The sequence below is a fragment of the Flavobacterium sp. 103 genome (genome assembly GCF_003096795.1).
In the GTDB taxonomy this organism is placed as follows: Bacteria; Bacteroidota; Bacteroidia; order Flavobacteriales; family Flavobacteriaceae; genus Flavobacterium.
The window spans coordinates 2,583,552-2,604,271 of sequence record NZ_QENX01000001.1; the positions used below are offsets into that span (position 1 = coordinate 2,583,552).

Genomic DNA, 20,720 nt, shown 5'->3' on the forward strand with positions numbered 1-20,720 from the left:
AGGAAAAATAAACACCTAAACACTTGACAACGCCTATCTCACAATCGTATATTTGCATCCGAAAGATTTTTAAGTTCAGTTTAAATAACTTGAGACTTGAAATTTTAAACTTTTAAACAAACAGCAAATGAAATTATCTCACTTTCAATTCAATTTACCAAAAGAACTTCTTGCAGAATATCCAGCCGAAAATAGAGATGAGTCTCGATTGATGGTTATTGACCGTAAGAAACAAACGATAGAACATAAAATGTTTAAAGACGTTATCGATTATTTTGATGATGGTGATGTTTTAATATTGAATAATACCAAAGTTTTTCCAGCCCGTTTATACGGAAATAAAGAAAAAACTGGAGCAAGAATTGAAGTGTTTTTGCTTAGAGAACTAAATGCAGAACAAAGACTTTGGGACGTTTTAGTAGACCCAGCCCGTAAAATCAGAATCGGAAATAAATTATACTTCGGAGATGACGATTCATTAGTGGCCGAGGTTATTGATAACACTACTTCTCGTGGAAGAACATTGCGTTTTCTTTATGACGGATCTTATGAAGAATTTAGAAATAAATTAACAGAACTAGGAGAAACTCCTATTCCTAAATATATCAGTCGTGATGTAACTCCAGAAGATGCAGAGCGTTACCAAACAATTTATGCTAAAGAAGAAGGAGCTGTTGCAGCACCAACTGCTGGTTTGCACTTTTCTAAACATTTATTGAAAAGATTGGAAATCAAAGGAGTTAAATTTGCCGAAGTAACTCTTCACGTTGGTTTAGGAACTTTCAATCCAGTTGAGGTTGAGGATTTGTCGAAACACAAAATGGATTCTGAGGAATTAAAAATTACTCAAGAAGCTTGTGATATCGTAAACGCTGCCAAAGCTGCCAAAAAGAGAATATGTACCGTAGGAACAACTTCTATGCGTGCCGTAGAAAGTTCAGTTTCTTCACAAAACACACTGAATCCTTACGATGGTTGGACAAATAAATTTGTTTTCCCTCCTCACGATTTCAGTATACCAACTTGTATGATTACCAATTTTCATACGCCAAAATCAACTTTGTTAATGATGGTTTCTGCATTTTGCGGACACGATTTAATGAAAAGAGCGTACGAAGAAGCAATCAAAGAAGAATACAAATTCTATTCTTACGGAGATGCAATGTTGATTATCTAATCACATTCAAAACTAAATACAAAGTCTCGTCAGCAATGGCGAGATTTTTTTTTGCCCAAAATTGAGCAAAGCGAACATATAATTTTCGCAATAGGAAAAATTTCACGAAGATGCTCAAAGGACTCGCAAAGATTCGTAAAGGAAAAAAGAATTTTCTAAATGGAGTTTAAAAAGCTTTGCGGAACTTTGCGAATTCTTCGTGTGTCTCTGCGTAATAAAGTATAATGCTGAATCTGGGTTAAAATGGGGTAGTCCACAAAGAGTATCAAGTGTTTTTTTTTACTACAGATTAAAGAGATTTCAGTACAATCATAAAAGAAATCTGTGTAAATCTTTTTAATCTGTGGCTACTATTATTAGTTTGGTTGTAGTAACGATAGTCATGATCTATAAACTTGAACCCCCTAACGCAATTCCTTTTCATAAGAATCTTATTGCTGTAAATGTAAAATATAGGTTTAAAATAATTCAATTTTTGTTGAATTGTAATTTTAATAACCACAATTGTCTATTTTCTCTATTCTATTTTCTTATCTCAATTTTCTTTTTTCTATTTTTACGGCACAAAATAGTCAAAAATGGATTTCAAAAATACATTAGAATTTGCTCAGCAACTCGATTCACAAGATCATCTACATAAATACCAAGACGAATTTATCTTTCCAAAAGTCAATGACAAAAAAGTAATTTATTTTACGGGTAACTCTTTGGGATTACAGCCAAAAAGAACCAAAAAATATATTGATGAAGTGATGGACGATTGGGCAAATCTTGCTGTCGAAGGTCATTTTTATGCCGAAAAACCTTGGTGGGATTATCAAGAACGTTTTGCCAATCCATTAAGTAAATTGGTAGGTGCTTTGCCATCTGAAGTCACTGTAATGAACACGCTAACAGTGAATCTTCATTTATTGATGGTTTCATTTTATAGACCAACTGCAAATCGTTACAAAATCATTTGCGAAGAAAAAGCCTTTCCTTCCGATCAATATATGTTTCAAAGCCAAGTAAATTTTCACGGATATAAGCCAGAAGATGTCATTGTGGAAATCAAACGTCGTGAAGGAGAACATAACATCCGATTGGAAGATGTTTTGGCAAAAATTAAAGAAGTAGGTGAGGAGTTGGCTTTGGTTTTAATAGGTGGTGTGAATTATTACACAGGCCAGGTTTTCGATATGAAAACCATCACCGAAGCAGGACACAAACAAGGTGCTTACGTAGGCTGGGATTTAGCCCACGCTGCCGGAAATATTAAATTGGAACTGCACGATTGGAATGTCGATTTTGCTGCTTGGTGCAGTTATAAATATATGAACTCAGGACCAGGAAATGCTTCTGGTTGTTTTGTTCATGAAAAACACCATAACAATAAAGAATTGCCTCGATTTGCGGGCTGGTGGGGACATAACAAAGAACGTCGTTTCAAGATGGAACCCATTTTTGATCCAGTTCACGGAGCTGGAGGTTGGCAGATAAGCAATTTGCCAATATTATCTTTAGCGCCTTATTTGGCTTCTGTTGAAATGTTTGATGAAATTGGAATGGATCAATTAATCTTAAAAAGAGACAAAATCACTTCTTATTTAGAATTTATTCTGAACGAAATAAGTAAAGAAGTGCAAGGGTCTTTTGAAATTATCACTCCAACAGAACCTTCTGAAAGAGCTTGTCAATTGTCTGTTTTCCTTCATGGCGAAGGGCGTAGCTTATTTGATTACCTAATGAAAAACGGTGTAATTACAGATTGGCGTGAACCCAATGTAATTCGTCTTGCACCGGTTCCTTTATATACGTCTTATGAAGATATGTATCACTTCGGACAGATTTTGAAAAAAGGAATTCTAGGGTAATTTATTGTTTCATAAAGCTTTTAAAGTTATAAACTATTGCAATAATTATGTAAGTCCAGTTGGAGTTTCAGGTTGTTACTTTGTAATTGAACTTTAAAATTTATAATTATGAAAGCTTTATATATAGTTTTTACAGCAATGATACTTTTCTCTTGTCAAAATCAACAAAAAGTAGATTTAAATAAAGCGAAACAAGTTTCGATTGACTCTATGAAAACAGTAATCGAAAAACAAAGAATTATAGATTCTATGCAAACCGAATTTGCAAACGCTGAAAAAGAAAAAATTGAATATCAAAAAGAAGTTGTTGTTGTTGTAAACAAACAGAGTACTGCTCAAGCACCAACTGCTAAAAAGAAAGGCTGGAGCGGAGCAGCAAAAGGAGCTGTTATTGGCGCAGGAGTCGGTGCCGCAACAGGAGCGATAATTAGCAAGAAAAAAGGGCAAGGTGCTATTATAGGTGGACTTGCTGGTGCTGGTGTAGGTGCTGGAACAGGGGCAATTATTGACAGCAGTAAAAAATAAATAAATTTCATTACCAAAAAGCAAAAAGAGTGTTTAATTCATCAAGAATTTAAACACTCTTTTTTATTTGAATTTTTAAATCAAAATTTCTTTTAAAAATTCGGCTATATTTCGCCATAGAAAATTGTAAAATGACTTTTCTGGAATGCGCTCAAGTTCTATTTCAGCCTTTTTAGTTTTGCCATTTAGTATATATTTTAAATTTAAACATTTCTCATGATAAAGAACCTAAAACAAAAATACCATTAAATAGAATGTGGGGACGGGTGAATGATTTTAAATAGGTTATTAATCACTCATGTTGATTTTTTATTCCTTATCTTTTTTAAATGATTTTGTAGGAACATTTTGTTGTGCATATTGAAATCGATCAATTAATTTGGGTAAAAAGTAACCGTCTACACCATTCAAGGCAACTATATTTCCTTTGTCTAATTGTAGCCAACCATCTTTATGTTCTAAAGTTTCATCGAAAAAAATATGCTCGATGGATGCGATAATATGGATCGTGTCATTTTCCTTGATGATGTATTCATTTACATATTTGCAGTAAAGTTGTACCGGACTTCCTTTTACAAAAGGAATGTTAAAACCTTCTTTGTATTCTTCTTCTAGATTGGTTTTGTCAAATTCTGAAATTCCAGAATCATAATTGGCAGAGGTGTGATGGGCATCAGCAATCATGTCAACTGTAATGTGGTTTACGGTGAAATAACCAGTTTCCATAATATTTTTATAAGTATCTCTTGGAACGGTCGTTGGACGAACTATGAAACCTATTAATGATGGGCTGCTTCCCAGATGGGTGACACTACTAAAAATAGCAACATTTGTATTGCCTTCAATAGATTTCGTAGCTATCAAATTGGCAGACTTAAAACCGGTACATGAATTAATTAAATTTAATTTTTCAATCTTATCCATTTGTGAAATGGTTTCTTTTGAAATATTTTTCATGATTTTTTATGTTTTAACAAATATAAGAAACTGACACTTAATCACGTGGAGTTTGTTGTAAAAATCTCAATTTAAATAGTGAATTTTAACTTTTAAGGAGTTTATTCTTTGTTTTATAATAAAAAATTAACAATAATGCTAAAATTCATTATTATTGTGTTTTATTTACATTTGATAAAAATATACCCTTTTTTAAATGTCTCTTTTAAAAACAGTACATAAAATGTGTAGATTTTTACATAAGTTTGATAAAGTGTATTTAAATGACGTCCAATGAGAAACCTAAAAAGAGCCTTACTTGTTTTTATTTTTTTGATAATTGTCTTAATTGGCGCATTTTTAATTTATAGGTCATATCAAAAACCTAAATATGAAGGTGATGTTTATTTAAAAAATATTAAAAAGGAGACTACGGTTTATTTTGATGAATTTGGAGTGCCGCATATTTATGCTAAAAATTCAAATGATGCAATGGTTGCTTTGGGGTATGTGCATGCTCAAGATAGATTATGGCAAATGGAATTACTTAGACGTATCGCGCCAGGTCGCTTGTCCGAGGTATTTGGATCGGTTGCATTGAAGAACGATAAGTTCTTTGTGGGTTTAGGAATCGAAGAAGCTTCAGAAAAAGCAATTTCGAACTTAGATAAAAATAGTGCAGCCTATCAATTGATGATGGCCTATTTGGATGGGATTAATCAATATCTTGAGGAAGGTGTAACTCCAGTGGAATTTCAATTATTAGGGGTTAAAAAGCAAAAATTTACCATCAAGGATGTATATAATATTTTTGGATATATGTCTTTTAGCTTTGCAATGGCTCAAAAAACAGATCCATTACTTACCGATATTAGGAATAAATATGGAATGGATTATCTCAAAGATTTTGGAATAGAGGGAGATTTTAATACTACTAAAATTAAAATTTCAAAACAAAAATCTCAAGAATATATAGCTATTTCAAAATCGATCGCGTCACTTTTGGATCAATCACCAGTAGCGCCATTTGTTGGAAGCAATAGTTGGGTTGTTGCTCCTCCAAAAACAAAGAATAAAAAAGTGATTTTTGCAAATGATCCACATATTGGATTCTCTCAACCTGGAACTTGGTATGAAGCACATATTGACACTCCCGATTTCGAATTGTATGGCTGTTACCTAGCGGGAGCACCTTTCCCTTTATTGGGTCACAATCGTGAATATGCATATGGTTTGACAATGTTTGAAAATGATGATGTCGATTTCTATCAAGAAGAAAATAATCCCAAAAATAGTAACCAATATCAAACCAAAAAAGGATTTCAGGATTATGAGATCAGAAAGAAAGTAATAAAGGTAAAAGATTCATCAGATGTGATTTTGAATTTAAAAGTAAGTCAGCATGGTCCCATTATGAATGATTTGTTGACTGGTTTAAAAAGCAATAAACCAGTTGCGATGTCTTGGATTTATACACAACAACCTATTCATAGTATTGAGGCGATTTATGCAATATCACATTCCAGATCAATAGCCGATTTCCAAAATGGAGTTGCGCTTATTGCCGCACCTGGACTGAATGTAATGTATGGCGATGCCAAAGGAAATGTTGGTTGGTGGGCAACCGGAAAATTGTACAAACACAATAATGGCGTGAATACAAATTTTATACTTGATGGTGCAAATGGGAAAGATGATAGTTTAGAATATTTAGATTTTTCAAAAAACCCATCAGCAGTCAATCCAGATTGGAATTATGTTTATTCTGCAAACAATCAGCCTGAAGCGATTGATGGTTTTGCTTATCCAGGCTATTATCTTCCTGAAGACAGGGCGAAAAGAATTACACAATTATTGGATTCAAAATCCGATTGGGATGAAAGTTCAGTGGGTGAAATGATTAGTGACAATACATCAGCCGTAGGTCCAGGAGTTGTAAAAAAGTTAATCTCTAATTTAAATCCAAAATCACTTTCCAAAACGGAAAATGAAGCTATACATATTTTGAAATCATGGAATGGTTCAAATGATTTGAATGATGTTGCACCAACAATCTATAATAAATGGATTTTTTTATATCTAAAAAACACTTTTCAGGACGAATTGGGTGATGAAGGATTCAAACAATTTTTAGGAACCCATATTATGAAGCAAATTGTCGCCAGACAAATTTCAAACGAAAATTCGCCATGGTGGGATGATGTTAGAACAAAAAACATAAAAGAAACCAGAAATAAAATTTCAGCAAAATCATTCGAAGAAGCAATAGCGGCTTTGGAAAACCAATTGGGTAATTCACCTTCGGAATGGAAGTGGGAAAAAGTACATTCAGTAGAATACCAACACCCAATTGGAAAATTAGCGCTATTTAGACCTTTTTTTAATGTTGGTCCTTTTGAAGTTTCGGGTTCTAACGAAGTAATAAATAATCAGTTTTTTGATTTTGTCGATGATGGATTTTATAAAGTAAAAGGAGGGCCTTCAAGCCGGAGAGTTATTGACTTCTCTGATATTGAAAATAGTTGGGGAATTCTGCCGACGGGGCAATCCGGAAATCCATTTAGTGAGCATTATGCAGATCAAGCCGAATTGTATAATGCGGGAAAATTTAGAAAAATGAAATTGAATAAAAAGGAAATTATACAATCTTCAACAAAACTTATTTTTTATCCTCAGAAAAATTAGTACTAATCCCAGATGTATTTCCAAGAGCCGTCTTTTTGTTTTTTCCAGACCGTATGAAAGACTCCTTTTGAAACTTGTTCCTTCCCGGAAGCATCTTTAAAAGTCCAAACATATTTGCCGTAACTTGAAGCCATATCTCCGGCATCGGAAACGGTTATGGCATCGGGAGACCAAGTTACACTTGCGTTTTGGTACTTTGAGTTTAAATAATAATTTTTAATATTGATCTTGCCGATGATTAAAGTGTCGTGCTCTCTTTTGATAACAGCATTAGAATCGGCAAATTTATAAAATCCTTCGGCTATCCCTTTTTTGGCAACTAATTTTTCAAAGTCTTTTTCTGTTTTAACAATCTCTAATTTGACATACGTTAAATTTTTAGTTTCCGATTTTGGCGAACAGCCACTCAGAACCAATAGAAAAATAATGAGTTTGAAGGTGTTTTTCATAGAGAATTATTTTTTGAATATAAAATAAACGGCCAAAACCAAGCATAAAAAACCAACGAAATGATTCCATCTTAAGGTTTCGTTTTTGAAGAAAAGTAATGAGAACAACACGAAAATGACTAATGTAATTACTTCTTGGATTACTTTGAGTTGCATAAGTGAAAAAGGACCGCCATTGCCTTCATAACCTATTCTGTTCGCTGGGACTTGGAAGCAATACTCAAATAAAGCCAGTCCCCAACTAATCAATACAATGCTTATCAATCCCGCATTTTCAAACCATTTTAATTCTTTGAATTTAAGATGTCCATACCAAGCCAATGTCATAAAAATATTTGATAATATTAATAAACCTATAGTAGCGTATGCTTTCATGTTTTGTTTTTGGGCCAAAAATAGTGATTTTTACTATTCGGACCGGTTGCTGTCTTTGATTTTGGAAACAGAGATGTGTTTATTTTTTAAACATTTTAGACAGTATTCCAAATGCTCCTCTAATAAAAGTGGCACTGGTAACGACTTTTAAAACCGATTTTGTAACGACACTTGCTGTACTTGGTTCGTTGCTTTCTTGCTTTTTTTCTTCAGGAACAGCAGCTTGCTCCTGAGCTGATTCTATTTTTTTATTCAGCATCTCATAGGCACTTTCGCGATCTAGGACTTCACTGTATTTTTTGACTAATTTGGATTTGGTATTAATTTCTTCAATTTCGGTATCGGTTAAAATATCCATTCGACTCATGGGAGCGCGCATCATTGTGGCTACAAGTGGAGTTGGAATTCCTTTTTCGCTTAAAGCGGTAACAAAAGCTTCTCCAATTCCTAAACTGGTTAATACTTCGTCTGTTTTGTAAAATTCGGATGTAGGATAGTTGTCTGCCGATTGTTTGATTGCTTGCCTGTCATTGGCTGTGAATGCTCTTAAAGCGTGTTGTATCTTTAATCCGAGTTGTGCCAAAACACCACTAGGAATATCCATAGGATTTTGGGTGATAAAGTAAACACCAATTCCTTTGGAACGAATTAATTTCACGATGGTTTCTATCTGCTCCAATAATGCTTTGCTAGCTTCATTAAAAATTAAATGTGCTTCATCAATGAAAATGACTAATTCGGGTTGATCAGCATCACCTTTTTCAGGCATTTGTTGGTATATTTCTGCAAGCAAACTCAGCATAAAAGTGGAGAATAATTTAGGCTTGTCTTGAATATCCGTTAGTCGTATAATATTAATGTAACCTTTTCCATTTTCGTCAAGACGAAATAAGTCGTCAATTTCGAAGGATAGTTCTCCAAAAAACAAATCGGCACCTTGTTGTTCCAGCTCGATTATTTTTCTTAAAATAGTTCCTGTAGTCGAAGTCGATATTTTACCATAACTTTCTTCAATTTCGTCTTTTCCTTCATCGGTAATATAATTAATGACCTTTTTAATGTCTTTTAAATCTAATAATGGCATTTTGTTGTCATCACAATATTTGAATATAACCGAAACAACTCCAGCCTGTGTATCATTCAAATCTAAAATTCTAGAAAAAAGAACGGGTCCGAATTCAGAAACTGTAGATCGAAGTCGAACGCCATCTTGTTTAGAAAGAGAAAGTAATTCTACAGGAAAACTAGATACAGAATAAGGGATGTTCAGTTTACTATGGCGTTCTTTTATGAAGTCTTTTTCTTCGCCTTCTTTTGCAACTCCGCTAAAATCACCTTTTATGTCCATCATCAATACGGGAATGCCGAGTGAGGATAGTTGTTCTGAAAGAACTTGAATGGTTTTTGTTTTTCCTGTTCCTGTAGCGCCGGCAATTAGCCCGTGTCTATTTAATGTTTTTAGCGGAATTTTGACAAATGTATTAGGTAATGCTTTGCCGTCAAGAATGGCTCCGCCTAGCGTTATACTCTCTCCTTGTGATAGATAGCCTTCGTTTATTTGCTGAATAAAATTTTCTTCTTTGCTCATTGCTTACGGGGGTGTTAAAATCTACTGCAAGATATTAATTTTTTTTCAAATGAATAATTAAGTGTTTTCTGTAATAAAATATCACAAAATACTATTGATTCGATAGATTTATTTGTTTTTTTGATTTAGGCCTTTTTTTGAATAAAAATATTCAGAATGCTTAAAAACGTTTTTTTTTAGAATTTTTTAGAATAAATTGTTATATAAAATCTTCAATTATTCTTAAAAAACGTTATAGTTCTGTTTTGAGAATAAAATAAATTGTAAGATTACTTAAAAAAAAGTTTTTTTATTTCAACTAAAAAATTAAATTTGCTCCTATACAAGTTTATTAAAACTAAAATAAATATTTAAAATTTAAAAAAATGGCAAACGTTAAAGTTAAAAAAGAAAGCACTTCAAACGGAGGAGGAATGGTTTCAGGGATTATTATTGCATTATGTGTATTTGTAGGTTGGTTAGTTTGGTCTCAAGTGATGGGAGATCCTTCGAATTTTGAAGGGGGAGATATTGAAAAAGGACATCCATTAAATACATTAGGTCAAGTTTATAAAGGAGGATTTATAGTACCGGTATTATTAGGTATGTTATTAATGGTTATTGTGTTTTCTCTTGAAAGATTTTTTGTTATCGCAAAAGCTGCTGGTAAAGGGAATTTAGATAAATTTATGCAAACAGTTCAAGTAAGTATCAAATCTGGAGATATTGATGGAGCTATTGCTACATGTGATAAACAACAAGGTTCTGTTGCAAATGCAATTAAATCTGCGTTAGTTAAATACCAAGATGTTAAAAAAGAAGGATTCAATAGTGAAGAAGCTTCTGAAGTAATTCACAAAGAAATTGAAGAGGTTACTTCTCTTGAAATGCCAATGTTAGAAAAAAACATGACTATTATTTCTTCTTTGGTTTCTTTAGGTACACTTGGAGGATTATTAGGAACAGTATCTGGTATGATTAAAGCGTTTGGAGCTTTGGCAACTGCTGGAACTCCTGATCAAGCTGCACTTGCGGTTGGTATTTCTGAGGCTTTGATTAACACAGCTACAGGGATCTCTACTTCAATCACGGCGATTGTTGCTTACAACTTCTTTACTTCAAAAATTGATGATTTGACTTATTCTATTGATGAGGCTGGAACTACAATTGTAAATACTTACAGACATTTCAGAGGTAGTTTAAAACAATAATTAATTTTTGATAATTTTTTATCAAAATAATAGACATAAATAATGGCTAAAATAAAAATGAAAAAAAAGTCCACATCTACCGATATGACGGCGATGTGTGATGTTGCGTTTCTTTTGCTTACGTTCTTTATTTTGACTGCCACTGCTAAAACACCTGAAGTATTACCAGTTGATACTCCACAGTCTACTGTGCAAACAAAATTGCCTGCTGATAATTTGTCTACTTTGACAATTGGTAAGGCTAATGGGAAAACTGCTGTATTTTTTGACCTAAAAGGAAAAGATGTTCGTAAAAAAGCACTTGAATTTATGGCTGATAAATATAATGTTTCTTTTACTGAAAAAGAGTCAGAGGAGTTTGGATTAATGGAAAGTTTTGGTGTGCCAATTCAAAATTTAAAAACAATTTTGAATATGAAAGCAGCTGATAGAAGTAAAGCGGGGCAGCCTGGAATACCTAAAGATTCTTTGGATAATCAATTGAAAGACTGGGTATTGTATTCGCGAAAAGCAAATATTGAGGTTAATGACAAGGAATTGAATTTTGCAATAAAAGGTGATGCTAAGGAGCAATATCCTGCAATCAAACAAGTAATGGATATTTTGCAAGATCAAAAGGTCAATAGCTTTAATTTGGTTACAGGTTTAAGAGGAAAGAATTTTTAATTAAAAAAGACACACTAAAATGGCTGAATTAAATACCGGCGACGGTGGAGGCGGAAAAGGTGGCAAAGTAAGAAGTAAAAAACAAAACTCAAAGGTAGATTTAACTGCCATGGTGGATTTGGCTTTCTTATTAATCACGTTCTTTATGCTTACCACTACGTTGTCTAAACCTCAATCAATGGATTTGACGTTACCAGATAAAGAAAAAGATGATACTCCTCAAACTAATATTAAAGTAGATGAGAATCGTACTATGACATTATTGCTTGGTGAAAATGGTAAATTGGTACGTTATATGGGGATGTTGGAAAAACCTCTTGCGGCACCAAAAGATTATTCTTATGGTAAAGAAGGTATTCGTAAAGAATTGATTGCTAGAATGGAAACAGTAAAGCAATATTCAACTGCTAAAGGAAAACCAAATGATGGAATTATTGTAATTATCAAACCAAGTAAAAAATCAACATATCGTAATTTGGTTGATGTTTTGGATGAAATGGCAATTGTTGGGGTGAATAAGACTGGCTCTTATGCAATAGTTAATGAATTTACACCAGAAGAACAAAAATTGTTAGAAGTAAAAAAATAATTTTTACTAATAACCTAATAATTATAAAAAATGAAATTAGATTTAATTAAAAATCAATGGATAGAAATCGTTTTTGAAGGACGTAATAAGCTTTACGGAGCTTACGTACTTAGAAAATCGAATCGCAAGACTTCTATGCGAGCGCTTATCATTGGTAGTGTTCTTTTTAGCCTAGCAGTTAGTGCTCCGCTTATTGCGAGTTACTTGCCAAAAGGAGGTGATGAAATGGATACCGATATCAAGATAACTGCCGTTAAGTTACCTCCTAAGAAGAAAGTTGAAGATGTAAAAGATCTTGCACCACCACCGCCACCACCACCTAAACAAGATCAGGTTAAATTCGTGAAACCTGTTGTTGCTAAGGCTGAAGATGTTACTGAAGATCCACCAAAAATGGAAGATATCAAAGACAAAAAAACTGGTGCTGAAACAATCAAAGGAGATCCAGATGCTCCACTTACTGTAGAGGAAGTTGGAAATGGACCTGTGGTAGAAGTTATTGAGGAAGATACTAGTGTACACTCTTTAGCTGGGATTGAACAAAAACCTGAATTTCCAGGTGGAATTGAAAAGTTTTATCAATTTGTTGGTAAAAACTATCAAGCTCCCGAAGAGGAAGGTCTTAAAGGAAAAGTTTATGTGACTTTCGTTGTTGAGAAAGATGGATCATTAACAGATATAAAAGTTGTTAGAGATATCGGTTATGGTACTGGAAAAGAAGCAATTAGAGTTTTAAGTAAATGTCCGAAATGGCTTCCAGGTGAGCAAAATGGTAAAAAAGTGAGAGTACTGTATTCTCTTCCTATTACTATTCAATCAGCAGAATAATGTTAAAAAATATATTTAATAATTTGAAGAAGAAATCGCTTATTGAGCGATTTCTTCTTATTATAACCATTTTGGTTTTTTTGGCTTATTTTTTTTTGGGTCTAATGGTTATCTTTTGGAAAAAATTTCCTTTTAATATGCAAATGCAATATAGAATTGCTCTTGGCGTTGTATTAATGGGATATTCTATTATTCGTTTTTTCCGCGTCTATAATGCTAACAAGGAATAGGTATGTCTAGATTTAAAGTTTATTTAATTTTAGTGTCTGTTGTTTTCATTTTTTTTAATTGTAAAAAAAATGAAAATGAGGATGTAAACAAAGAAACAATCTTAAAAGGGAAAGCGGAAATCTATGTGGATGAAACTATTGCCCCTATTGTGGAAGACGAAACCATGGTTTTCGAAAGTCAGTATGACGCCAAATTTACTTTAATTTCTAAATCCGAATCAGAGGTTTTAAACTCTCTGTTTAATAAAAAGGCCAAAATTGTCGTGATTGCAAGAAATTTGACTAAAAAAGAGTTAAATATTTTCGAACAAAGGAAAATAGTTCCTAAAATAACTAAATTTGCGACAGATGGTATCGCTTTTGTTGCTAATAAATCGAGTAAAGATACTTTGATTGCTTTGAAAGATGTAATCGGTTTTATGAAAGGAGAGAGAAGCTCAAAAATTAAAGGTTTAGTTTTTGATAATCCCAATTCAAGTACCGTAAGTTATATGAATAATTTGGCTGATTTGAGTGGGTTGGCAGATAAAGATGTTTACACTTTTAAGACTAATAATGAAGTTTTAAAATTTGTTTCGGAAAATGATGGAATGATTGGTGTAGTTGGAGTAAACTGGTTGTCGCAACCTAATCCTTCAATGAATTCTATTATAAATAATATAAATGTGTTAAGTGTCAAAGGTTTAAATAAGGAAGGTTATTATTCGCCTTCACAAAATAATTTTGCCGAAGGAACTTATCCTTTATTAAGGGACTTGTATGTTGTAAATTGTCAGGGATATGATGGTTTAGGTATGGGATTTGCATCTTTTGTTGCTGGCGATATCGGACAAAGAATTGTTTTAAAATCTGGTTTACTGCCTTATCAAATACCCACTAGAAAATTAAATATAATACGTGGTCAATCTAATAATGAAAAGAAATAAAATAAATTAATTTAATGAAGATGAACAAAGTTAAAGTTTTAAGTATTGCTTTATTGGCTATCGTGGCAACAAGCCGAGCGCAAGACCTTAATCAAGCAAAAAAAGCAATTGATGCTGAACAATTTGAAAGTGCGAAAACTATTTTAAAGTCTATAATAAATGCAAAACCAGCCAATGGTACGGCAGCATTTTATTTAGGGAATGTTTATATGTTGCAAAATAATATAGATTCTGCTAAAATATATTATCAAAAAGGGTTAGCTGGTACTGAAGGAGCAAAATTGAATAATATTGGTTTTGGTTTAATTGATCTTGATAATGGGAATACTGCTGCCGCTGAAGAAAAATTTGCTTTAGCTACTAAAGATTTGAAAAAGAAGGATATTGAAGAATATTTATTTATAGGTAGAGCTTATACATATTCTTTAAAACCAGATTATAAAAAAGCGATTGAAGTTTTAAACAAAGCGAAATTGATAAACCCTCAGGATGCTCAATTGAATTTGGCACTAGGGAATGCATATTTTGGTGATAAAAACCAAAATGAAGCGTATTCGGCTTACCGAAACGCTTATACAATTGACAACACTTTGATTAGAGCTAAAATGCAATTGGGTGTATTGTTGAAAGGAGCGAAAGCATATACAGAAGCGATAAAAGCTTTTGATGAAGTAATCGCTATTAATCCAAACTATGGTCCAGTTTATCGTGAATTGGCTGAAACTTATTATTTATGGGGAAGAAACGAACCTTCTAAATATAGAGTTTATGTGGATAAAGCTTTAGTAAATTATGAAAAATACTTGTCTTTAACTGACTATTCTCTTAACTCAAGAATGCGTCATGCCGATTTTTTAGTTCTTGCGGGTGAGTATAAAGCTTTGGAAACTGAGGCTAATAAGATGATTGAATTGGATAAAGTGAATCCTAGAATTCTTCGTTACTTAGGAATTTCAGCTTATCAGAATGGTAATTATGATGTTGCTATCAAATCTTTAGAAGGTTTTATCGCTAATCCTGCGAATAAAATTATTGCTATGGATTATCAAACATTGGGGTTTGCTAAAATAAAAAAGGCCGTTGGAGAAGATGGTAAAGCTATTGATAATGCTTTGTTTGATAATGCAATTCTAGATGTTAAAAAAGCGTCTGAAATGGATGCTAATGGATTATCATTAAATATCAGTGATGTTGGGAAAAAATTGTATGAGTTAAAGTTATTCAAACAAGCCGCTGCCATTTATGAAATAGCTGTAGCTAATAAAGAGTCTAAAAACTATGTTTTGGATAATTTTTATTTAGGAAATAGCTTGTATTTTGACAATACAAGAAAGGATATTGTAAAACCAGATCCAATAGCTTTACAAAGAGCTGATATAGCTTACGGCGCTGTTATTGAAGCATCACCAAAAACACAGGACGCTTATTTGTATAGAGCAAGAACGAATAGTTTATTGGAGAACGATGAAATGACAATTAAATACTATAATGATTATGTAAATGTGGTTACAGAGAAAGGACCTGAAGAATTGGCAAAACCTGCAACTGTTAAAAAAATAATTGAAAGTTATAATACTTCTGCTGCTAGTTATGCAAATACTGATAAAGCTAAAGCAATCGAGTATTTCAATAAAACTTTAGCTTTGGATCCGGCTAATCAATATGCGCTTGATTCATTGAAGTCTTTAAAATAAAGATTTTTTCAAATATTTAAAAAAGACAATCAGAAATGATTGTCTTTTTTTTGTTTTAGCGGATTTGTTTTGATATTTTTAGGATAAAACACAAAGCTCTTATATGTCGTCCTTTCTTGAGATTTCTTTTAATTGCTTATCTTTGTAGCTTAAATTTATATAATGTTATCTAAAGAAGTTCAATTAGAAGTCAATAAAGGAACCATGCTTCCTCTTATGGAAGAATTTTATACAATTCAAGGGGAAGGTTTCCATACAGGTACTGCTGCATATTTTATTAGAGTTGGGGGATGTGATGTTGGTTGTCATTGGTGCGATGTTAAGGAGAGTTGGAATGCAGAATTGCATCCTCCTACTAAAATTGATTTAATAGTTGATAACGCTGCCAAGTATGCAGATACGATTGTTATTACAGGAGGTGAACCTTTAATGTGGGATATGGCTCCTTTGACGCAAAAGTTGAAGCATAATAATTTAAAAGTTCATATAGAAACTTCAGGAGCATATCCTTTAAGCGGAACCTGGGATTGGATTTGTCTTTCACCAAAGAAAAATAAATTACCAACCCAAACAGTTTATGATAATGCAGATGAACTTAAAGTTATCATTTACAATAAGCATGATTTTGTTTTTGCAGAAGAACAAGCTGAAAAAGTGAATTCAAAAGCTATTCTTTTTCTCCAGCCGGAATGGAGTAAAAAAGAAGAAATGACTCCCTTAATTGTTGAATATGTTATGAACAATCCAAAATGGCGTGTTTCACTTCAAACTCATAAATATTTAAATATTCCATAAATTAAATTGAGATTTTCAATTTTTAACCTGTCTTTGTTTTATCTAATTTTTACGAATATTAGTAATGGTTTTGCGTTTTTGAGATCATAATATAGATAGGGATATTTATTTGCGGCATTTTTTTTTAGATGATGTAAAAAAATACTTAATACTTGGCCTGTAGCTACTTATAGCTGCAGCTAATTTTTCTTATAAATATTTTATTCTGATTTTATCAAAGAAATAAATAACGTACTCTGATGCAGTAAGTTGGATTTTATTCGTGATTATATGATAATTTTGATCATATATTTTTGCGTATTTGGTTTTTATAAGCGTATTTTTTTATATATTTACTAAAACCTACTATGATTTGTTTTTTGTAAACATTCATAAATAAAAAATACCACATGAAAAGAATTTTACTTTCGCTAATTGCGTTGTTTATTGTGAGTTTTGCCTCAGCTCAAGCAACAGCTACTATTATTGATGATGCTCCCTATAATTATGACGAAGTAGAGGTTAGACCAGAATTTCCTGGTGGAAATAATGAGTTGCTGAATTTTATTGGCAAAAATTTTAAAATACCAGATTACGAAGGAAACGGTGGTACTTTAAAAATTGCTTTCATTATAGAAATTGATGGATCTATTACTAATGTGAAAGTTGTAAAAGATCTTGGCGAAGGAACTGGAGCTGAAGCTAAGCGAGTAATTTCTTCATCTCCTCGATGGACATCAGGTGAGACTAGAGGTAAAAAAGTTCGGGTTTTGTATGAGTTGCCTATAAAAATTGCTAGTCAAGGATAAAAGGGATAAAGCATAAAGAATAATTATTTTTTCAAAAACCAAATGTTTTTAAGCATTTGGTTTTTTTTTTCAATTGCTATTTTTGATTTAGATTGAAAGGCGGGCTAAATAATCATAATGTTCCCCCTCTAGAACTAATTCGCACTGAAGCCCATTGGCGAATGCCGCATTTTGAAGGGTGTTGTAATCTAAGAAGAGCCAATCTAAAGGAACTTCTTTTTCGCCTTTGTACGTAATATTAAAGATAGTTTCCCCGTAATATTCATTTTCTGATGGAATCCATTTGCCTCCGTCTTCATCTTCGTCAAACATATATATGATGTCTGAAGAATCGATGAGGATTTGCCCGCTAGGATTTAAAAGACTTTTTAATTTTTGCAAAAAAACGGGAGTTTCTTTTAGTTTCCCAAAGATTCCCGTGCCATTCATTAGTAATAAAATGGTATCGAATTTTTCGTTTTCCAATGTCATTATGTCTTGAACTCTTGCATTTTTCAATCCGCGAAGTTTGCAGGTTTGAATTGCATTTTCTGAAATATCAATTGAAACGACATCAAGATTCCTGTCATTTTGTAAAGTCAGGCTATGGCTACCGGCTCCGCACCCTACATCGAGTATTTTTCCTTTAGCTAATTGCATTGCTTTTTGTTCAATGCTTGGCATTTCGTCATAGTTTCTGAAAAGATAGGCAACGCTCATTTCGTCTTCTTCAGAAATGGATGTTTCCGTAATTAAATCCTCGGGCTGGTTGTTAGTTTGATAGTCAAGTATGGCTTTTCCGAAAAGGTCTTTCATAAAATTTAGTTTCAAGTTTAAATTTCCGAGTTTAAAGTTTAGTACTTTTGCGAAATCATCAACAAATTTCAAATTTGAAACCAGCTTTAAACGAATTAGGAAAACTAGCCAAAGATAAGCATATCGAAAACAAAAAGTATTTTGATAAGCTAAAAAAGAAAACGCCCAAGAATTTGGACTACGTAATGCAGGATATTCACGATGCCGAATTCAAAAAAACCGATTGTTTAAAATGTGCCAATTGTTGTAAAACGACTGGGCCATTATTTACTTTGGCTGATATTGAACGAATTTCTAAGTATTTGAGGCAAAAACCACAACAGTTTATCGAGCAATATTTGCGTGTCGATGAAGATAAAGATTATGTGTTGCAAAGTGTTCCTTGTACTTTTTTGGATAATGAAAATGCTTGTATGATATATGATGTGCGTCCAAAAGCCTGTAGAGAATTTCCACATACTGATCGTAAAAAGTTTCAGCAAATTACTGATTTAACACTTAAGAATGTTGCAATTTGTCCAGCTGCTTTCAATATTGTGGAAGAGATGAAAAAAAGATTACCACTTTAATAGATTGCTTTCTGTAAACATTGCCAATTTGAAGTTAACCAAATCGAGTAACAAAACATTAAATGAAACTTTATGTATATTTGTTCAGTTCCTCAAAATAAATCAATTTGAATTTAGAATATTTTATTGCCAAAAGACTTATTACTGCCAAAGATTATAAAAGCAGTATATCGGCACCTATAATAAACATTGCAATTTCGGCAATTGCAATTGGTATGATTATGATGATTGTCTCAGTTGCTACCGGGATTGGTCTGCAAAATAAAATAAGGGAAAAGATAGCCGCTTTCAACGGTCATATCATAATTTCAAACTACGATAATAATCAGTCAGAGATTACATTACTACCCATTGAAAAAAATCAAGACTTTTATCCAAATTTCAATTCTGTTCCTGGAGTAGGTCATATTCAGGCAATAGCGAGTAAAGCGGGAATAATCAGAACCGAAACTGCGTTTGAGGGAATAATTTTCAAAGGGGTTGGCAATGATTATCAATGGGGGAATATAAAAGAGTATATCGTTTCGGGAAAATTGCCAAATTTTTCTAAGAATGTCACTCAAGAAGTGGTGATTTCTCAATTTCTAGCCAATCGACTGAATTTAAAAGTAGGTGACTCCTTCAATACGTTCTTTATTAAAGAAGATCAAAATCAATTACCGAATGTTCGAAGATTCAAAATAGCTGGGATTTTTAATTCAGGATTTCAGCAATTCGACGCTACGTATATTATAGGTGATATTCGACACATACAGCGAATCAATAAATGGAATCCAAATCAAATTGGGGCTTTTGAAGTTTTCGTAAAGGATTTCAATAAAATAAAAGAAACCGGGGATCAAGTATATAAAAAGACGTCTTCAACTCTGGATAGCAAAACAATTATTGAGAAATACAGTTACATATTCGAGTGGTTGCAACTTTTCGATTTCAATATTATTGTGATATTAGTCGTAATGATACTCGTCGCAACGATAAATATGGTTGTTGCCTTGTTGGTACTCATCCTGGAGCGAACTCAAATGATCGGAATTCTAAAAGCACTAGGAGCTAACAATTGGTCTGTTAGAAAAATATTCCTTTACAATGCATTTTACCTTATAGTAAGAGGTTTGTTTTGGGGTAATTTAATTGGAATCTCTTTGCTGTTAATTCAGCAGCATTTCGGAATTATACAGCTCAATCCTGAAAACTATTATGTTAATCAAGCACCTGTGTATCTTAATCTGGGGTACATCTTGGCTTTAAATCTGCTTACAATTACGATTTGTGCATTGGTATTGTTAATTCCATCGTACATAATTACCAAAATTTCCCCTGTAAAAGCGATTCGTTTCGATTAAATTCCTCCAAATACTCAGGAGCTTAATCCCGCTATCCGCTACAATCTTATAAGCCGAACCCCGGCTTATAAGGATTTTCGCTTCTATCGGGGCTAGGGCTTGGGTTTTTCATTAGAAAGAAATCAATAAATGACACCTTATATATAGGAGAGAAAGATCCGGAAACAAATCCTCGAAAATCTCCTCATCGCTCAGACGAATTGCTATCGTCAGTGTTCAATTTGGCATTAAAAAAATCAACCAAAGCCCAGAAATACTGATAAAATCTCAAAAAAAGGATAAAGGGAAGGGGCTGAAATGTCAAAACCTCAAAAAAGCCATTTCATAAATACCAACATACCAGCGGATTAAAAAATACTTTAAAAAAAGGTTAAAAAAGCCATTGTTTGCACGAATAAAGGAGCTACTTTTGCACCCGCAACAACGCAGACGTTCTTAGAAATCCTGACAAGCCTGAAGAAATCGAAACGAAAATTTATTTTCAAAAAAGATTTAAAAAAGCTTGTGAGATTTAAAAACGTAAGCTATTTTTGCACCCCGCAAAACGCGTAACGTTCCTTGAAAGATTGACAAGAAATAGAGAAGAAAACGAAAAATAAATTTTTCAAAAAAAACTTCAAAATTTACTTGCCAGTTAAAAAAGAATAACTACTTTTGCACCCGCTTCGAGAGACATACAATGTGAGTTAAACGAGACGAAAAAACAAGAAGAACACGTT

The 20,720-nt window shown here is 32.9% G+C and carries 19 protein-coding genes; 14 read left to right on the forward strand and 5 right to left on the reverse strand.

Annotation, left to right across the window (positions count from 1 at the left end; genetic code table 11):
* The first annotated feature begins 127 nt into the window (after positions 1–127).
* The 3 genes from queA to C8C85_RS10560 all read left to right on the forward strand — a co-directional run bounded on the left by queA (position 128) and on the right by C8C85_RS10560 (position 3,555).
* Entirely contained in the window at positions 128–1,177 is a 1,050-nt protein-coding gene (gene queA / locus C8C85_RS10550) for a tRNA preQ1(34) S-adenosylmethionine ribosyltransferase-isomerase QueA (protein WP_111411093.1), read from the forward strand.
* Positions 1,178–1,755: 578 nt separating this feature from the next.
* A complete protein-coding gene (gene kynU / locus C8C85_RS10555; RefSeq protein WP_116797040.1) occupies positions 1,756–3,030 on the forward strand; it encodes a kynureninase in 1,275 nt (424 codons plus the stop codon).
* Positions 3,031–3,138: 108 nt separating this feature from the next.
* Positions 3,139–3,555 carry a glycine zipper family protein gene (locus tag C8C85_RS10560; protein WP_116797041.1) on the forward strand — a complete coding sequence of 139 codons (417 nt, stop codon included), beginning with the start codon at positions 3,139–3,141 and terminating at the stop codon, positions 3,553–3,555.
* Positions 3,556–3,864: 309 nt separating this feature from the next.
* Here the strand turns inward: C8C85_RS10560 and C8C85_RS10565 are convergent, their stop codons facing one another.
* Positions 3,865–4,512, reverse strand: coding sequence for a flavin reductase family protein (locus C8C85_RS10565; RefSeq protein ID WP_116797042.1), 648 nt, complete (start codon positions 4,510–4,512; stop codon positions 3,865–3,867).
* A 273-nt stretch (positions 4,513–4,785) separates the two neighbouring features.
* Between C8C85_RS10565 and C8C85_RS10570 the strand changes: the two genes are divergently transcribed.
* Positions 4,786–7,176, forward strand: a complete 2,391-nt coding sequence (locus C8C85_RS10570; protein WP_116797043.1) for a penicillin acylase family protein — start codon at positions 4,786–4,788, stop codon at positions 7,174–7,176.
* Positions 7,177–7,178: 2 nt separating this feature from the next.
* Here the strand turns inward: C8C85_RS10570 and C8C85_RS10575 are convergent, their stop codons facing one another.
* From C8C85_RS10575 to C8C85_RS10585, 3 genes are all read right to left on the reverse strand, one after another.
* Positions 7,179–7,625 carry a YybH family protein gene (locus tag C8C85_RS10575; RefSeq protein ID WP_116797044.1) on the reverse strand — a complete coding sequence of 149 codons (447 nt, stop codon included), beginning with the start codon at positions 7,623–7,625 and terminating at the stop codon, positions 7,179–7,181.
* 6 nt (positions 7,626–7,631) lie between these two features.
* Entirely contained in the window at positions 7,632–8,000 is a 369-nt protein-coding gene (locus C8C85_RS10580; RefSeq protein ID WP_116797045.1) for a DMT family protein, read from the reverse strand.
* Positions 8,001–8,079: 79 nt separating this feature from the next.
* The gene (locus C8C85_RS10585; RefSeq protein ID WP_116797046.1) at positions 8,080–9,588 is read right to left on the reverse strand and encodes a helicase HerA-like domain-containing protein; all 1,509 of its coding nucleotides are present in this window, start codon (positions 9,586–9,588) and stop codon (positions 8,080–8,082) included.
* A gap of 365 nt (positions 9,589–9,953) precedes the next feature.
* On the opposite strand from C8C85_RS10585, the gene C8C85_RS10590 reads away from it, so the two are divergent.
* From C8C85_RS10590 to C8C85_RS10630, 8 genes are all read left to right on the forward strand, one after another.
* Positions 9,954–10,778, forward strand: a complete 825-nt coding sequence (locus C8C85_RS10590; protein WP_116797047.1) for a MotA/TolQ/ExbB proton channel family protein — start codon at positions 9,954–9,956, stop codon at positions 10,776–10,778.
* A gap of 42 nt (positions 10,779–10,820) precedes the next feature.
* On the forward strand, positions 10,821–11,444 hold the full coding sequence (locus C8C85_RS10595; RefSeq protein WP_116797048.1) for an ExbD/TolR family protein: 624 nt from the start codon (positions 10,821–10,823) through the stop codon (positions 11,442–11,444).
* Positions 11,445–11,463: 19 nt separating this feature from the next.
* Positions 11,464–12,033 (forward strand): ExbD/TolR family protein, encoded by a 570-nt coding sequence (locus tag C8C85_RS10600; RefSeq protein ID WP_116797049.1) that lies wholly within the window; start codon positions 11,464–11,466, stop codon positions 12,031–12,033.
* Positions 12,034–12,063: 30 nt separating this feature from the next.
* Positions 12,064–12,861, forward strand: coding sequence for an energy transducer TonB (locus C8C85_RS10605; RefSeq protein WP_116797050.1), 798 nt, complete (start codon positions 12,064–12,066; stop codon positions 12,859–12,861).
* A 232-nt stretch (positions 12,862–13,093) separates the two neighbouring features.
* Complete coding sequence (locus C8C85_RS10615) at positions 13,094–14,017, forward strand: PstS family phosphate ABC transporter substrate-binding protein (protein ID WP_116797052.1); 924 nt, start codon at positions 13,094–13,096, stop codon at positions 14,015–14,017.
* Between the two features lie 20 nt (positions 14,018–14,037).
* Entirely contained in the window at positions 14,038–15,711 is a 1,674-nt protein-coding gene (locus tag C8C85_RS10620; RefSeq protein WP_116797053.1) for a tetratricopeptide repeat protein, read from the forward strand.
* Positions 15,712–15,873: 162 nt separating this feature from the next.
* Positions 15,874–16,506: a 7-carboxy-7-deazaguanine synthase QueE gene (locus C8C85_RS10625; protein WP_116797054.1), complete on the forward strand. Its 633-nt coding sequence runs from the start codon at positions 15,874–15,876 to the stop codon at positions 16,504–16,506.
* A gap of 389 nt (positions 16,507–16,895) precedes the next feature.
* Positions 16,896–17,294: an energy transducer TonB gene (locus C8C85_RS10630; RefSeq protein WP_116797055.1), complete on the forward strand. Its 399-nt coding sequence runs from the start codon at positions 16,896–16,898 to the stop codon at positions 17,292–17,294.
* An 87-nt stretch (positions 17,295–17,381) separates the two neighbouring features.
* On the opposite strand, the gene C8C85_RS10635 is transcribed toward C8C85_RS10630, so the two are convergent.
* A complete protein-coding gene (locus C8C85_RS10635; protein ID WP_116798456.1) occupies positions 17,382–18,089 on the reverse strand; it encodes a class I SAM-dependent methyltransferase in 708 nt (235 codons plus the stop codon).
* Between the two features lie 74 nt (positions 18,090–18,163).
* On the opposite strand from C8C85_RS10635, the gene C8C85_RS10640 reads away from it, so the two are divergent.
* Both C8C85_RS10640 and C8C85_RS10645 read left to right on the forward strand, forming a co-directional pair.
* Positions 18,164–18,658 (forward strand): YkgJ family cysteine cluster protein, encoded by a 495-nt coding sequence (locus tag C8C85_RS10640; protein WP_116797056.1) that lies wholly within the window; start codon positions 18,164–18,166, stop codon positions 18,656–18,658.
* A 107-nt stretch (positions 18,659–18,765) separates the two neighbouring features.
* The gene (locus C8C85_RS10645; RefSeq protein WP_116797057.1) at positions 18,766–20,001 is read left to right on the forward strand and encodes an ABC transporter permease; all 1,236 of its coding nucleotides are present in this window, start codon (positions 18,766–18,768) and stop codon (positions 19,999–20,001) included.
* The last annotated feature ends 719 nt before the right edge of the window (positions 20,002–20,720 follow it).

Bases quoted from the DNA above. Each gene is read 5' to 3' on its own strand.
- queA (WP_111411093.1), top strand. From the start codon at position 128: ATGAAATTATCTCACTTTCAATTCAATTTACCAAAAGAACTTCTTGCA.
- kynU (WP_116797040.1), top strand. From the start codon at position 1,756: ATGGATTTCAAAAATACATTAGAATTTGCTCAGCAACTCGATTCACAA.
- C8C85_RS10560 (WP_116797041.1), top strand. From the start codon at position 3,139: ATGAAAGCTTTATATATAGTTTTTACAGCAATGATACTTTTCTCTTGT.
- C8C85_RS10565 (WP_116797042.1), bottom strand. From the start codon at position 4,512: ATGAAAAATATTTCAAAAGAAACCATTTCACAAATGGATAAGATTGAA.
- C8C85_RS10570 (WP_116797043.1), top strand. From the start codon at position 4,786: ATGAGAAACCTAAAAAGAGCCTTACTTGTTTTTATTTTTTTGATAATT.
- C8C85_RS10575 (WP_116797044.1), bottom strand. From the start codon at position 7,625: ATGAAAAACACCTTCAAACTCATTATTTTTCTATTGGTTCTGAGTGGC.
- C8C85_RS10580 (WP_116797045.1), bottom strand. From the start codon at position 8,000: ATGAAAGCATACGCTACTATAGGTTTATTAATATTATCAAATATTTTT.
- C8C85_RS10585 (WP_116797046.1), bottom strand. From the start codon at position 9,588: ATGAGCAAAGAAGAAAATTTTATTCAGCAAATAAACGAAGGCTATCTA.
- C8C85_RS10590 (WP_116797047.1), top strand. From the start codon at position 9,954: ATGGCAAACGTTAAAGTTAAAAAAGAAAGCACTTCAAACGGAGGAGGA.
- C8C85_RS10595 (WP_116797048.1), top strand. From the start codon at position 10,821: ATGGCTAAAATAAAAATGAAAAAAAAGTCCACATCTACCGATATGACG.
- C8C85_RS10600 (WP_116797049.1), top strand. From the start codon at position 11,464: ATGGCTGAATTAAATACCGGCGACGGTGGAGGCGGAAAAGGTGGCAAA.
- C8C85_RS10605 (WP_116797050.1), top strand. From the start codon at position 12,064: ATGAAATTAGATTTAATTAAAAATCAATGGATAGAAATCGTTTTTGAA.
- C8C85_RS10615 (WP_116797052.1), top strand. From the start codon at position 13,094: ATGTCTAGATTTAAAGTTTATTTAATTTTAGTGTCTGTTGTTTTCATT.
- C8C85_RS10620 (WP_116797053.1), top strand. From the start codon at position 14,038: ATGAACAAAGTTAAAGTTTTAAGTATTGCTTTATTGGCTATCGTGGCA.
- C8C85_RS10625 (WP_116797054.1), top strand. From the start codon at position 15,874: ATGTTATCTAAAGAAGTTCAATTAGAAGTCAATAAAGGAACCATGCTT.
- C8C85_RS10630 (WP_116797055.1), top strand. From the start codon at position 16,896: ATGAAAAGAATTTTACTTTCGCTAATTGCGTTGTTTATTGTGAGTTTT.
- C8C85_RS10635 (WP_116798456.1), bottom strand. From the start codon at position 18,089: ATGAAAGACCTTTTCGGAAAAGCCATACTTGACTATCAAACTAACAAC.